13 protein-coding genes and 13 tRNA genes are annotated in these 13,855 nt (G+C 38.7%); 1 reads left to right on the forward strand and 25 read right to left on the reverse strand.

Annotation, left to right across the window (positions count from 1 at the left end; all coding sequences use genetic code 11):
* Nucleotides 1-35: 35 nt before the first annotated feature.
* The 8 genes from AOB46_RS16565 to AOB46_RS16600 form a co-directional block, all read right to left on the reverse strand.
* A complete protein-coding gene (locus AOB46_RS16565; protein WP_062701418.1) occupies nt 36-1,052 on the reverse strand; it encodes an RNA ligase, Rnl2 family in 1,017 nt (338 codons plus the stop codon).
* A gap of 16 nt (nt 1,053-1,068) precedes the next feature.
* The gene (locus tag AOB46_RS16570; RefSeq protein ID WP_062701420.1) at nt 1,069-1,440 is read right to left on the reverse strand and encodes a cyclic-phosphate processing receiver domain-containing protein; all 372 of its coding nucleotides are present in this window, start codon (nt 1,438-1,440) and stop codon (nt 1,069-1,071) included.
* Between the two features lie 4 nt (nt 1,441-1,444).
* Nucleotides 1,445-1,990: a 3'-5' exonuclease gene (locus AOB46_RS16575; protein WP_062701422.1), complete on the reverse strand. Its 546-nt coding sequence runs from the start codon at nt 1,988-1,990 to the stop codon at nt 1,445-1,447.
* A 252-nt stretch (nt 1,991-2,242) separates the two neighbouring features.
* Complete coding sequence (locus AOB46_RS16580; RefSeq protein WP_062701424.1) at nt 2,243-2,728, reverse strand: ribonuclease H-like YkuK family protein; 486 nt, start codon at nt 2,726-2,728, stop codon at nt 2,243-2,245.
* 85 nt (nt 2,729-2,813) lie between these two features.
* Nucleotides 2,814-2,884, reverse strand: a tRNA-Trp gene (locus tag AOB46_RS16585).
* 6 nt (nt 2,885-2,890) lie between these two features.
* A tRNA-Gln gene (locus tag AOB46_RS16590) sits at nt 2,891-2,962 on the reverse strand.
* Between the two features lie 16 nt (nt 2,963-2,978).
* Nucleotides 2,979-3,051 (reverse strand) — tRNA-Phe (locus AOB46_RS16595).
* Nucleotides 3,052-3,121: 70 nt separating this feature from the next.
* A tRNA-Leu gene (locus AOB46_RS16600) sits at nt 3,122-3,195 on the reverse strand.
* Between the two features lie 129 nt (nt 3,196-3,324).
* On the opposite strand from AOB46_RS16600, the gene AOB46_RS22975 reads away from it, so the two are divergent.
* Nucleotides 3,325-3,564 carry a hypothetical protein gene (locus tag AOB46_RS22975; RefSeq protein WP_131724397.1) on the forward strand — a complete coding sequence of 80 codons (240 nt, stop codon included), beginning with the start codon at nt 3,325-3,327 and terminating at the stop codon, nt 3,562-3,564.
* Here the strand turns inward: AOB46_RS22975 and AOB46_RS16605 are convergent.
* The 17 genes from AOB46_RS16605 to AOB46_RS16675 form a co-directional block, all read right to left on the reverse strand.
* Nucleotides 3,530-3,613 (reverse strand) — tRNA-Tyr (locus tag AOB46_RS16605). The genes AOB46_RS22975 and AOB46_RS16605 overlap by 35 nt on opposite strands.
* Nucleotides 3,614-3,773: 160 nt before the next feature.
* Nucleotides 3,774-3,855 (reverse strand) — tRNA-Cys (locus tag AOB46_RS23430).
* 111 nt (nt 3,856-3,966) lie between these two features.
* A tRNA-Asn gene (locus AOB46_RS16610) sits at nt 3,967-4,038 on the reverse strand.
* A 7-nt stretch (nt 4,039-4,045) separates the two neighbouring features.
* A tRNA-Met gene (locus AOB46_RS16615) sits at nt 4,046-4,119 on the reverse strand.
* Between the two features lie 37 nt (nt 4,120-4,156).
* Nucleotides 4,157-4,228: transfer RNA gene (locus AOB46_RS16620), tRNA-Glu, on the reverse strand.
* A 2-nt stretch (nt 4,229-4,230) separates the two neighbouring features.
* Nucleotides 4,231-4,305, reverse strand: a tRNA-Pro gene (locus tag AOB46_RS16625).
* Between the two features lie 67 nt (nt 4,306-4,372).
* Nucleotides 4,373-4,444: transfer RNA gene (locus AOB46_RS23435), tRNA-Asp, on the reverse strand.
* An 8-nt stretch (nt 4,445-4,452) separates the two neighbouring features.
* Nucleotides 4,453-4,526 (reverse strand) — tRNA-Ile (locus AOB46_RS16630).
* Between the two features lie 10 nt (nt 4,527-4,536).
* Nucleotides 4,537-4,609: transfer RNA gene (locus AOB46_RS16635), tRNA-His, on the reverse strand.
* Between the two features lie 53 nt (nt 4,610-4,662).
* Complete coding sequence (locus tag AOB46_RS23990; RefSeq protein ID WP_262486719.1) at nt 4,663-4,797, reverse strand: hypothetical protein; 135 nt, start codon at nt 4,795-4,797, stop codon at nt 4,663-4,665.
* 727 nt (nt 4,798-5,524) lie between these two features.
* Complete coding sequence (locus AOB46_RS16645) at nt 5,525-6,541, reverse strand: tetratricopeptide repeat protein (protein WP_062701428.1); 1,017 nt, start codon at nt 6,539-6,541, stop codon at nt 5,525-5,527.
* On the reverse strand, nt 6,534-8,261 hold the full coding sequence (locus AOB46_RS16650; protein ID WP_062701430.1) for a hypothetical protein: 1,728 nt from the start codon (nt 8,259-8,261) through the stop codon (nt 6,534-6,536). The genes AOB46_RS16645 and AOB46_RS16650 overlap by 8 nt, the downstream gene beginning before the upstream one ends.
* Nucleotides 8,251-10,641 (reverse strand): hypothetical protein, encoded by a 2,391-nt coding sequence (locus AOB46_RS16655; RefSeq protein ID WP_062701433.1) that lies wholly within the window; start codon nt 10,639-10,641, stop codon nt 8,251-8,253. The genes AOB46_RS16650 and AOB46_RS16655 overlap by 11 nt, the downstream gene beginning before the upstream one ends.
* Nucleotides 10,632-11,375, reverse strand: a complete 744-nt coding sequence (locus AOB46_RS16660) for a hypothetical protein (RefSeq protein ID WP_062701435.1) — start codon at nt 11,373-11,375, stop codon at nt 10,632-10,634. Before AOB46_RS16660 ends, AOB46_RS16655 begins: the two co-directional genes overlap by 10 nt.
* On the reverse strand, nt 11,348-12,481 hold the full coding sequence (locus tag AOB46_RS16665; protein ID WP_062701437.1) for an AAA family ATPase: 1,134 nt from the start codon (nt 12,479-12,481) through the stop codon (nt 11,348-11,350). Before AOB46_RS16665 ends, AOB46_RS16660 begins: the two co-directional genes overlap by 28 nt.
* A gap of 12 nt (nt 12,482-12,493) precedes the next feature.
* Nucleotides 12,494-13,072, reverse strand: coding sequence for a DUF4919 domain-containing protein (locus tag AOB46_RS16670; protein WP_062701439.1), 579 nt, complete (start codon nt 13,070-13,072; stop codon nt 12,494-12,496).
* The gene (locus tag AOB46_RS16675; protein WP_062701441.1) at nt 13,059-13,712 is read right to left on the reverse strand and encodes a hypothetical protein; all 654 of its coding nucleotides are present in this window, start codon (nt 13,710-13,712) and stop codon (nt 13,059-13,061) included. The genes AOB46_RS16670 and AOB46_RS16675 overlap by 14 nt, the downstream gene beginning before the upstream one ends.
* Nucleotides 13,713-13,855 lie beyond the last annotated feature (143 nt).

Genomic DNA, 13,855 nt, shown 5'->3' on the forward strand with positions numbered 1-13,855 from the left:
ATACATAAAAAAGTTCCGGTAAAAATTTACCGAAACTACACTTTAAGAGTCATCAACTCTTCTTTTATCACATCAATGGCTAAAGAATTCAGTTTTTTGTTGATTCTTTTCTGCTCATCTTTTTCTATTGCTGTAAAAATGCCGGGGAAATCCTTTTCAAGATCAGTCAGAATATCCTGAGAGAAAAGACCAATTACCTGTCCTATCATTTTAGGTTCAAATTCGCCGATCTTGCTCATTACGTTATTCAATCTGTTAACAGTAGCATATTTCTGAATTTCATTCCAGATTTCCTGAGCTTTTTCACTGAAACTGATCTGCTTTTGAATGGTTTTCCTTTCTTTTCTTACCACTTTGGATTTTTCGACCCATTTTTCGTTCTTATTCTTAAGAATGATCCTGGCTCCGTTTCCAAAATAACGGGTTTTCAAAGTTTTAACAATGGTTCCCTCACACCTATTATCCTCAATTTCAGGAAGGCCAAGCCATCCCGGAATTTTTGAATTGAAGGCATTCGGGTACTTTAAAGCTTCTTCCAGAGTTCCCTGGAATAAAATTTTAGCATAGAAAAATCCGGTTTCTTCAAAAATCTGATTGGTTTTGTCTGTATCCAGATAAGTAGTGCCGTTCAGCTTAATGTCGAAAGCATAAAATTCGTTATAAGGTGCATATTCCACCCCAGCCTGTACTTTTACAGCATCTTTTACGGGAGCAACCTCTTTATGCCGGTAGCCGCCGCCGAACAATTCACCATAGATGACTACAATTTCAAGATCCGGAAATAAAGTTTTTACTTTATGGAACAAATCAGTCACATTTTTTCTGTAACGTTCCAAAATCTGATGTGCATTATAAAATTTATCATCTTTTTCGATGAAAGCGGTCCTTTTTCCAATTTTAATTTCCTTTCCATCGGTAAAGAAAGAGAAATTAGCACCGTGGACTTTCTCCTGTACAATGAAAACCTCATCCCCGAAACCCTGCATCCTGATCTGATCAGTCACACGGGTCTGGTAAGCATTTTCTATACTGTTATATGTTTTGAAAATCATTTTTTTAGTTTTTAGTTTAATAGTTCTTAAAATTTTTCAATAGGCTAAGAATATTCTCTTTTCCTATGGGATTCATGGAGTGGCAGTAGAATTTCGGTAAGTCTAAATAGTTATCCATACAGTATTCTATGAGCCATTTCGCGCAGTCGTAACCTGTTTTTTCAACAAAGTCCCGGACATCAGCTTTTACATAATGTTCATCAGCAAGATCGTGGTCAAAAGAAATCATTTCCGGAAGTCCTTTTTCCAGAATCCTGTTGACAAACTGTTCGTAATTCCGGACGATGTGCCAGTCTTTTCTGAGGAATATGTCCTGTTTCGTATAATGATACGCTTCAACCGGGTACCTTACATCATCCAGGAAAAGTAATCTTTTGGTTATTTCCATTGCTTTATTTTTTTAAAACATGATACAGGAGCTTTGCCGTATTAAAGGCATCGTCTGCACCACTGTGTGCACTTCCTTCAAAACTGATATTTCTTGTTTCGAGTTCCTTCAGAAGTCCGACCGGTTTTTCACCGCTCATCAAGCTTACCATCACTTTCAGATCGAGATAGGTTTCACTGAAAGGAAATTTCACTCCCAGTTCGCTGCACTGACTTTCCATGATTGATTTGTCGAATCCGCCGTAACCGGCATAGGTTCTGTGCAGGGAATTATATCTGTTTTTGATATTGGAGCAGGCTTCCTGAAAGGTCATTCCTTCTTTTTCCAGTTTTTCAGCGGTAATTCCTGTAAGATTTGTACAGTATTCGCTTATTTCTGACTGTAAAGGTTTGATCAGATAGCTTCTTTTATCTTCTATGCTTCCGTCTGACATATTCAGTTTGCAGATCCCGATTTCAATGATCTCTCTTTTTGAATTTCCGGGAGCTTCTCCTTTTGCCCAGCAGGTCGCTTCAATATCAATGACTATAACTTTATCATATAAAAACATTTCTGTATTTTTTATTGGGAAAAGTAAATATTCAAGGCTTTGATAATACTCTTCACATTGGTATTAGGATAAAATCCGGAACTGTTGATTTCAGCAACTTTCCATCTTCATCTTTAAAACAAATATTTATTGAGCTGAATAAAAATACATGGTTACCAGTTTTTAAGGTTCTCTTTTATTTGTTTTTCACGGTTTCTGATAGTTTCATTCCTTCTTCTTCCCAGAATATTATTTTTATTTCAGATCAAAAGATTAAACCATCATATCGGCACAGTTGGAGCTTGCAAAGGCAAAGGGTTTTGCTTTGAACACATATCCCATTCCCAGAATGTAGCCCATCGCATCTTTCAGTGCTGTATTGGATTTGAATTCAGGGTCGGTATTGATGTCTGCGTGTACCTCCATTTCTACACCATAAGCATCCAGAACGGCACAGATAGCGTAAGCTGTTGCTACGGATCTGTTCACCTCATTCAGCATCCTTTCTTTGATGCTGATCGTCTGTATCTCTCTTTCTTTTCTGATAAAGGTAAACGCTCCTTTTCCTTCACGAACGAATACTACTGCCGTAGCATAATTAATGGCATCTCCATATACGTGGGAATCTGATCCTACACATACTTTCAGACGGTGTCCGGCTGCCAGTTCGCGGATGATGGCTTCTTCTACCAGCTGTGTGATAGATTTACGGAAAATTTTTCCATTCATATTCTGCCATGTTTCGTGTTGCGTTTCCATTTTTTTTACATTTTAAATTCTACGTTTCAATTCTATAGTTCATAAAAATTATTTTTCCGAATGCTGTTACTCATTCTTTTTTCTGCACTCCGAACCGGATTCGAACCAGTACCAACGGTTTTGGAGACCGGGATGCTGCCATTACACTATCGGAGTATTTTGTTAATCCATCAGGATTCGAACCTGAACTCCAAGAGTCAGAGTCTTGGGTGCTGCCAGTTACACTATGGATCAGTGTTATGCTGTTTTGCGGAACAGACAGGAATTGAACCTGTACCTTTAGTTTTTCAGACTAACGTGCACACCCTGTACACCACTCTTCCGGGTTTTGTGATGGGTAATCGGTAATGAGTAATTGGTAATTTTTTAAAATACTTATTACTGATAATTCTGTACGGGAAGAGGGATTCGAACCCCCAATATCTTGAGCCTAAATCAAGTGCGTCTGCCAGTTCCGCCATTCCCGCGTACTTATATGATAGATAATTGGTGATGAGTAGTGAGTAGTATTTTAAAGTACTTATTGCTCATTGCTCATTGCTTATTACTGATCATTTTTATAAAAAGGTCAGAGAAAGTCTGTCTATAAATAAACTATGCCTGCTAGTGTTTGTAAAGATCTTCTGCGCTTGACAAACGTTTCTCCTTCCATGAGTAATGTATGTTTCCTGAATCAAAACTTCTTATCTGAAGTCTATTATCAACTTTTATCTTTTATTAAAAAACCAACCGGCCAGGAATTGAACCTGAACAACAAGAGTATAGTTCCTGCATGCTGCCGTTACATTACCGGTGGTTTTGTGGAAGTGGTAGGATTCGAACCTACTCAGCTATAAAGCAACAGATTTACAGTCTGCCCCGGCTCTCCAACTCCGGCGCACTTCCCTTTTTCTGAAAAAACAAAGCCTGTCTTAATTTTTTTATTTGATATAAGAACTTCTGCGCCTGACAGGCTTTTATTTTTCCGAACTAACTAGTTTTCATCACTGCTGAAGATCATTCAGCCTTATTTTTCTCTTTCTTCATTTTTTCTCCTTCTTCTTTGAGATGGTTATGGGATTCAAACCCACTCAGCTTACGCAACGGTTTTGCAGACCGCCCCGACTCTTCCACTTCGGCGAACCATCATTTTTGAGGTAAGAAAAAGTCTGTCTGTATTGTGTTTTGGCGTAAAGATCTTCTGCGCTTGACAAACCCTTTCTTTTTCTCATTTGAAACAATTACCATTTAGTTATCTGCGATTCCGGAAAGACTCGAACTTCCAACTTCTGGTTTAACAGACCAGCGCTCTACCATTGAGCTACAGAATCATTTTTGTAATTTCGGAAGGGCTCGAACCTTCAACCTTCGGCTTATGAAACCGATACTCTAACCCATTGAGCTACGAAATCGTTAGCTGGTGAACGGTTGCTGACCGTTTCACTTTTGTACTCCATAAGGGAATCGAACCCTTGTCTTCCGGTAGAAAGCCGGATGCACTCACCACTATGCTAATGGAGCATTGGTCTGGAAAGCAGGATTCGAACCTGCGGCCTCCCGCGTCCAAGGCGGGTAAACAACCACCGTTATCTTTCCAGTTTTTCAGGTTCAGTCTGATTTCTTTTCCGGGAGACAGCCGAAGCTGAAATCTTCCGTGAACCTTTGCGGTCTATGCGGGAATCGAACCCGCAGTGCCCAAGAGACAGTCGGGCAGGTTAGCCATTACCTCAATAGACCGTTTTCTGTAATCCCAGAAGGACTTGAACCTTCAACCTCCGACGTATCAGGCCGGCACTCTAACCAATTGAGCTATGGGATCATTTATTTTGGGGTATCTCCGGGGCTCGAACCCTGTTCTCCGGTTCCACAGACCGGCGCTTTACCAAATAAGCTAAAGAAACCATAAAAAAAGCGCCTCTTTTTGGGAGGCGCTTACTATATTTTTACGTGTCAGGTCATGAGAGACCTACGTATATAAGCACCTTTTCATCCACAAATCCACAGTCAAGAATATTCGCATACCCCAGCTCCATCGGCTCTTGTCCGTGTAGTTTTGAAAACTGACTTTGTATGTTCTGTAATTGTAGCATTGTACTGTTTGTTTTTAAATTATTAGGTGAATCCTGAAAACCTGTTGCTTTCAATTTTCGGTTGCAAAGTAAATATGAAATTTTGAAACCTGCAAATTTATTTTTCAATTAACTATTTGAAAATCAATAAATTAAACTTAAATTTTAGAATAGAAAATTCCTGTCCGCAATAGCCTGCAGATCTCTTAAATACCTAAATGACTGTCTCTCATCGGGTTACTTATCACGTTTTATTTTCTTATTAATTGTTCATTGTTAATTAAAAAATTTTCACTTTTATGGTTATTTTTTTTCGTTCTAAATAATTTTTGCTCTGAAAACACAAAAAACGCCCCGGCAACCGAGGCGTTTTTGCTATATTTTGATAAAATTTTTACGGGTTTACTGTAAATAATTTCCAAAGAATGCACATTTCGCCTCACGTAATATCATCCAATCATACACGAACAATCCCTTTATTGAAGGGCTTCCGCATAGTTCTGCATTGATATGTGTTCTTTGTAGTTTCATATTTTTCTGGCGCAAAGATAAATCTTTTTCTTAATTAATTGATAATCTTCACAGAGGAGGGGAGTAAAAAAAGATGATTCAAAAGCCTTCATTAGTTTGTTTTTTGAACCTTAAACAGACGATCCGCCGTTGATCATTTAACACTTACAGCTCTTTGACTTCTGAAATTCAAAAAAAAACTTCAGACAAAAATGACTGAAGTTTTTATTATTACAAATTAATTTCTGAACATCTTATTCCGTCCTGTCTTATATCTGGAAATATCTTTCAGGATTACCTCATCATCCGGATTAAAATGTTTCAGTTCGTTGACAATTTCAGAATGTTCTGAAATTTTTTCAGTGATGATTTCGTAAGCAATTTTCCGGGTTACTTCCTGAAGTTTGGGGTCTTTTTTAAATTCATGCTTCATGGCATCAAGGTAGGTAATTTTTTTATCCTCCGGCGTTTCCTGATACAGTTCCTGAATAGAATTTCCAAGTTGTTTCACATCATAGATATTGGCGAAATAATTGTTTAAGCAGTTAAAGGCATCTTTGTTTTCTTTCCATCCTTTCAGAAGGATTTTCTGCGCTTCTTCCGGCATCTCCATTTTTTTGCGGTAGATAAGGGAACCTTTTATCATCTGACTGTTGTTTACATAATCATCCACTACCATCTGATAATAGGTATTGGAGTTTTTAATATCATTAATGGTTCTGTACAGATCTCCTACTTTTTCTTTGTGCCCCAGCTCCTTATACAGGTCAATTGCTTTTTTGTACTGTTTTGCTTTTTCATAACAGACCGCCGCATCTGATTTGTTTTTCAGCTTTTTAAGATAGATGACCGCCGCTTCGGTATAAAAGCCTCCGTCTTCCAGTGTTTTTGCTCCCCGGTAATGATCCTGAAGAAGGTTTATATAGACCTTTGCCGCTTTTTTGTAATCCTTTTCTGCGATGTACTTTTCAGCCAGCTCCTCGTATTTATTTCTGATCTTATCAAAAATAGAAGTTTCCACATAAACACTTCCTCTTCTGTTTCTCCCTGATGACAGATTTTGCTCCTTTTCTTTCTTTTCAAGACGAAGCAGAACGGCAAAAATAATAATTGCCACAAAAACGAAAACAGCCAGGGTCCACATGACATCCCCAAAACTCTGATGAAAAAGCTGCGCCAGAATTCCGATGATCTTAAGGATCGCCAGAATGAAGAATGCCGCCATGAATTTATCTATAAACTTCTGCCTATTCATCTTTATCTGATTTTAAAATGGTTTTATCTTCACTGAACAAACGGTAAAGAAGGAGTATAACACAAATGATAAGAATCCATACGAACCAGTTGTAGCCGTACATTTCTATCAAAGGATAGAAGATATAGGCCAGCATAGCTATCAGAACAATCATCAGGAAAATCTTGATTCCTCCCGGAACATTCTCTCCGCCTACGCTCAGGGATCTTTTTTTAATAATGAAGGAATAGAGTCCAACGGCTCCTGTCATGGCCACAATCAGCCAGAAAATATCCGAAAAAGAAATATCATGTTTCTGACGGGGCTTTTTAATTTCTATTTCGCCAATATCTGAATTTTCATTCTTATAAACCGGCGTATCAGCATACTCTTTTGTTCCGTAAAGACGGCCCAGCGAATCTTCCACCAATACCTGCTTTTTCTTCCAGATTGTTTTTACGGTAATGTTATCTACAAACTTTCCGGGATTGGCTTTTTTAATGGAATCTTTAATTTTTTTCCGGTAGCTTACTTCATTCTTTTCGATATATTCTGTAATTCTCTTGCGGTATACTTTTTTAAGGGAGTCTTCAGATGTTTTTACTTTTGCTTTTATGTCGTCAATATCTTTATAAATACTTTCAATAGGTCTTCCTCCCTTATCCAGATACTCCTTGTAAGTGGTTTCTTTTTTCGGATTATGGTACATCATGTTGGCCAGAACACTTTCCTCCATCAACTCACGTCTTTTCCGGCCATACATGGAATCTATTTTCATGTCAACATCAGTAACACCTGACTGATAGGCCACCATAGGTTTCATCAGATTCGGATCCTGTTCTATGACGGGTTCTGTATAAATTTCATCTGAGGCAACTACAGCGTTTCTTGCAGAATCATCTTTGCCCCAATGCCTAAACATGCTTACCAGGCCAAGTATCAGCAAAATTACCCAGAAAACCCAGCGGTAATCTCGTCCGGAACTGTTTGCTCCATTATTATTTTCTTTTCTTCCAAAAAGTTTATCCAGCCAGGAGTTTTCGAATTTAAAATTCCCGAAGCCATCTCCTCTTGAAGTCCCCATCACATCCAGCGGAACTCCGAGGTCTACAGCTCTGTCAGGGTATTTTTCAATATAGTTCAGATATTTTTCAATTTCTTTTTTGTTCCCGGCCATCACTTTTTTCAAATCGAAAGGCAGATCTTTCATCCATTCTTCCTCGGTCTTCGGTTTCTCCAGCTCCTCCAGAACTTTGTCATCATCCATTTCTACGGTGTAGCTCTCAATTTTCTGAGGAATCTTTACTCCGTTGGATGGTTTCCGGACTGTATCTTTTGCCTGTTCCGGTTGCCGGATTAATGAAATCCAGTCGATTTCTTCATTCAATTTTACCAACCCGAATTCAGGATGCATGATCAGAAATTCGGCATCTGTATTCAGCCAGTCTTCGGGATTTATTTTGGGATAGAAAATTGTATTTTCAGGGATAAACAGTTTGTTATCCACACTCTGAAAATAAGCATTCCGCCCGATTTCATCAGGAGCAGAAGCACTAAAAACCAGAAAACAGCCGTATATTCCGTTTGGCCTGTCAGAGGGAACCGGAAAGGAGCGGACCTGATCAAGATCTATTCCTAATATTTCCATTTCCCGAAGCCACATCAAGGGTGAAGCACCTTTTATTAAAAGTCCTTTCTTAGGATAACTATTCTTCGGAAAAGGTTTAATTCTAAGTTCCATATTCTACAATCTGATCTATAAATCTTTTCAAATACTCTTCATATATGTCTTCCATTTTTCTCACCTTCAGCAGGGTATGATCCGGCAGATAATATTCTGAACCTCCAAACTCGGTATCTGAAGCCAATGCCAGGATACTATTTTCTGAGGTAGGAATATAAAATTCCGGAATATTTTTGTTACTGCTTTTAAATGTCAGCATTCCCCGGGAGTCTGTAATAATGTCACTTCCATCAGAAAAGCTGAACTTATTTTTGTTTTTATCTGCAAAAATTTTTATCTGATCCCTGTTTTTACGCAAGGTCAGAGAAATAGCATAATTTTTTTGCAGTTCATGGTTAGAAATCACCAGCTTATTTTCTGAATTAATCCCGATTTTGTTGAAGCTGTTTAAGATTCTGATTCCGGATGATAATTTACTGAGTTCTATTTCTATCTTAGAGTGGCTTTTAGCAATCTCATCATCATTTTTAACCTGTTCAATAGAGATATTTCCTTCTAAGTTAATTTCTGAAATCCAGGGTGCTTTCGGATAAAACAGATAAAAATTCCTGTTAAAATAAACCAGTTTAAATTCCTGTGGAATAACTTTTTCAGAAATGTTCAGTTCAGAATACTCTCTGGTATTCAGGTTAAGCTTTGAAATCAGTTTTTTATCCGGCTGATACTGACACAGGATAAACTGCTGCTGTTTATTTTTTGCCAGGGCAAACTGCCCCTTAGGTTTTACAGAAATATCTTCAAACAGAACTTCACACCCGTGATGGGTTTTATATCGGTCATAATACTCCCTGCTGTAATAATTATCAGAAAGATAGGTTCGGAGCAGCTGTTTTTTACTGCTTAAAATAAAGTACTCTCCTTCATACATGAACTGGGCAATCTGGCCAACGGGAGCAGGAAACAGGATAGGATAATTCATAGGGAGATCCGTTTTCTTTCCTTTTCCGGAATCCTGAGGTGCTTTTGATTTTTTCTGTGGAGGATTAGCCCACAGTTCTTTCAGAGGAAGCAGAATCTTCTGAATATGTTTTCTTGTTCCTTTATGATGCTTATAGAAATTCAGTTCTCCATCTGCAGAGGTAGTGACCAGAAATTTCAGACGGTCCCTGTTTTCGTTAATTACTTTCTGCAGCTTCTGGCTGGCCATATTTTCCTGATGGGTGATGAAAAATACTTCAAGATCTTTTTCCTTGTGATCTTTCTCAAAGAACTTTTCCAGTGCCTGAGAAGATTCCATCGCCGGGCTTACGTGGTTCAGGTTTTCCACTACTTCTTCCACCTTATCCAGGGAAACCGGCACAATGGTCTGCCCTAATGCAAAAACTTTACATTCGGAATGGGCTTTGGGATGCTTAATCACGGCAATGGCTGAAGCAAAGGCCAGTACTTTTGGGGTACCCCAGTTTTTTATGGAAGTATCAATTAAGATAATTCGTTCAAAAATATTTTCCTCAGGCGGGATTTCACGCTGGATATATAGTGCTTCATTATTGGCCACACGGTTCATAAACACGTCATCCTCATTGGCAAATTCTGATAAAAGCATCCGGTGAAGCTCACCTTTATTGGTCATGTCAGAAATTCCTCCTATTGGCTGTTCACCCGGAGAAAGATGACGCATCGGAATTTTCAGGCCGCTCCATATTCTTTTGATAAGGCTTCCTACCTGGAATGTTTTCGGCTCTTCAATCAGTTCCTGAATGAAATCTTTATCGGTTTCAACGGTGGTTTCTTCTTCGGCCACTTCATCTTCCAGTTCTGGAATATCAACAGTGCCTTTCATCACATTGATGATTGATTCTACCGATGGAAATTTTTCATTTAATATCGCTAGCGTACGGATGTCTTTTATCTTAATGGCATCAGTCAGTTCTTTTTTCTCTGCAGATTCCGCAAGGCTGTGAGGTCTTCTGGCAAATCCTTTTAAAATTATTTCTGCACTTACGGAGGATCTAACCAGACGTGGAACATGTCTGAACAGTGTCTGTAAAAGCATAATCCGGTTTTGTCCGGTTTTATAGCGTGGTCCCAGTTTTTTTAGGTTTTCAAGGAATTTAAATCCTGAGTCTATATCCAACCGGACTTCCTCTTTGCTTTCCGTCTGGATTTTATTCAGATAATAATAAATTCCGTCTAAATTCTGGTATCCGTCCTGAGAGGCATACAACACCAGCAATAATGATCCAAAAGGTGGGAACCCCTGCAGCTGAAGTTCTTTCAGAATCTCCATCACATAAGGTCTGTACGCGACCACCCCTACATTCGGAATGGAGATAAGGTTGTTTTCATGATAGCCTGTGGGATCCGGAATATCTTTATCGGTAGCCCATTCCCAGAAATAGTTTTGGTATGATTGGAAATATTCGTTCAGATCCATTCCTTTGATTTTTCAGTCAGGCGAAATGAGCTTACGGAAAGTGTACGGAAATCGGATTTATTAAGAGGTAAAACACTTCCGTCTTCGTTCCATAAAAGCCACAGGTCCTGTGCTGCATTATATTTTCTCTGTAACAGAGCACTTACATTTTTAAATTCAAAATCAAAACCTGCAGGAAGAAGATGATGGTCTTTCATCCAGAAGGTTTTTCCCGGAAGGCTTAATAATGGTGTTCCCAAAAACAGGGCTTTATCATTAATAACCGTCCAGTCTGTTTTTTCCAGTTTAAATTTCGGGAAGGCAATTATTGCTTCTTTAACCTCATCAATAAGGCTTAATAAAGCAACAGCAGGCTGTTCTTCCCCGCTTGGGACCAGCCTTACGTCCACTTTTTCATCAATTCCGAAAAAATTCTGATTGGAAGGTGGAAAGGTAAGTCGTAAAGCTTTATCAATGGGCGTCCACAGCAAAGCGGTTCTTACTTTTTTGCTGGGAACCAGGGCATCTTTCCGGAATAAAAGGCCTTCTCTCAATTCATAAAGTAAAAAATCCGGTAACTGCTGGATTTCCGGAGAAACGGCCTGTTCTCCGGTAAAGCCTTTCAACCAGATCACATTTTCTTCCAAAGCGATCTGAACATTTTTCCAGTCACGAATCGAGCCTAAAAAATCCTCATCTGCACGGGGAAGTTCTGCCCAGAATTCTTTTACACGCTTTGAAGGATCTTCTGCCATAAGCTTTCTATTTCCTGTTGAATATATTGTTTTTGTTCCGGATTTCTGATCCAGTCGCAACGCGTCTGAAGGTATCTCAGCTTATCTTTGATCACGTTCTGCTCTTCAAAACTCAATGTTCCTTCATTCCACTTTTCAACAAGGATTTTTACATCTTTCATTACTTCTTCAGGATTTGGAGTTTTGTTCTGCATGGCCTGTGGATGAGATTTAGGATTTTCATCTTTTTCGATGGTTCTGTTGATGATCCCTTCCAGGATTTCGATCTGCTCTTCGGTATCCCAGATATGTTTCAGTACCCAGAGATCTGAAAGAATGGCTTCGTTTCGTCCACAGATCAGGGCGCTTGCGGCAATCAGATTCTGCAATTTCACAGCACGACGGTCGGAAATGGCAATCCCTGTATTTCTAAGGCTGATGATGGTATTTAAATAGACTTCATATACCGGTTTCAGATCAATCGTTCTGCAAAGGTCCTGCAATTCCCTGATTTCATCGGAAAGGATTTCAGGAGTTTCCGTTTCCACCGGATTTTCAAGTTTTCTTCCGGCTAAAAGTACCTGCTGAAGAAGGTCCGGATTTACATAATCTACATTGATCCTGATCAGGAAACGGTCAAACAATGCATTCAGAGCCTCATCTTCCGGAAGAACGTTACTTGCTCCAACGAACATCAGGGCCGGCAAATGTTTGGTTTCTTTTCCTCTTTTAAAGATCTTTTCGTTTAAAGCCATCAACAGGGAGTTCAGAATCGCTGAGTTGGCATTAAAAATCTCATCCAGGAAGACCATAGAGGCTTCCGGCATCATTCCTTCCGTATTGGTAAGAAGTTCTCCTTCCTTTAATTTTCTGATATCGAAAGGGCCGAAAATTTCGTTCGGCTCTGTAAACCGGGTTAAAAGGTATTCAAAATTTTTACCGTCTTTTACGGTTTTGGAAAGTGTTCTTACGATTGCCGATTTTGCGGTTCCTGGAGGCCCGTACAGAAAGGCATTTTCTCTGGCCAGAAGACAGATTCCCAGAAGATCTACCACGTCATTTTTCCCGACGAAGGTATCTTTTACGTAATTAAGAACGGTATTGAGTTTTGTAATATTATGATTCATTGATTTAAAAAATTAAAATTTCCACCATTTTTTCTTTTTGGGCTTTTCCTCTTCATTTTCCTCCTGCTCACTGTTTTTATTGAAAGCGAAAGTAATTCTCTGATAAATATCTTTAATATCAAAATACATTTCTGTTCCGTCATCAAGCGTGAGTACATCCATGATCCTGTCTCCGTCATTGAACAGTCTCTGCCCTGTATCCTGTTTATCAAAATGGTGCCTTACCAGATCTCTTTCATCGGAAATGCGGGTGACAATATAGGGTGAATCTCTGGTTCCATCGCCAGTTTTCTCAAGGCCTTCAAAAATGCCCTGTGCAATCATCATCTCTATTCTCATCCCTTTCTCGTCCCCCAATTCCTTAAAGGCAAAATATTTATAGATATGAGCACTGGGACTCAATAAGATGTTAACATTCACATACCGGATGACTTCTTCAAACTTTCCTTCATTTAATAATTCCAGCAAATTTCCGGTATCATCCGAATACGGATTATATTCAGGATCATTAATTATGATCTCCCTGCTCTTCAGGAAACTTTCTTTCGTCGGGTCTTTTAAAAATTCAAATACTTCACTAGATTTCCCCATGGTTTTCGGTTATTGTTTTTAGTTCTCTCCAGAAAATGTCTTTATACATCCCGAATTCTGCAATCAGCAATTGATTGATGTATGGAATTTCGGCCAGTCTGTAGGATTTTTTTTCTACAATTCTTTCCAGATACAGCTTCCGGTAGGTTTTATCTTTTAATTCTTCTTCCCAGTTTATGTTTTCAAGATCCAGATCAAATCCGATTCCTGAATAGTGAAACTGCAGAAGTATATTTTCCAGCATTTTGATCAATGGATCTTCCGGATCAGCGCCCTGTAAAGCGGAGATTGTCTGAGGTAAAAACCTCATGGACAAATCCGCTGATAATATGGCAGAGATATTTCTTTTGCCTTTAAACGGAGGGATTAATTTGTTCAGATTCTTCTCCGTGTCCTTTCTGATCAAATATAACTGCGCGCTGTAATACAGAATTTTTGCGGCCCAGACTGCTGTTTCACGGTCACAGCTGATCTGATCGGATAAGAATTCCAACCTTTCTTTTTCAAATTCGGATTCAAAATAATCAGCAGCATCCTGTTCTTCTTTTTTAGAGATTTCATAAAGATCTGTGAAAATTGTAATACATTCATCCTTCCTAAGCAGAAATAAAGTATCTAAAAATGCGGATTTATTTTCCATTATTAAACAAAAATAAAATTATTTCTCTGAGAATAAAATTTTTCAGGAATGATTGACTGTTAAATAATATACCGGCCTTATGAATGGTCAGCTTTGCTTCTTAAGTCAATAGTAAATTGAATCACCATTCACTATTGATACAA

It is taken from the genome of Chryseobacterium indologenes (assembly GCF_001295265.1).
Classification (GTDB): Bacteria; Bacteroidota; Bacteroidia; order Flavobacteriales; family Weeksellaceae; genus Chryseobacterium; species Chryseobacterium indologenes_A.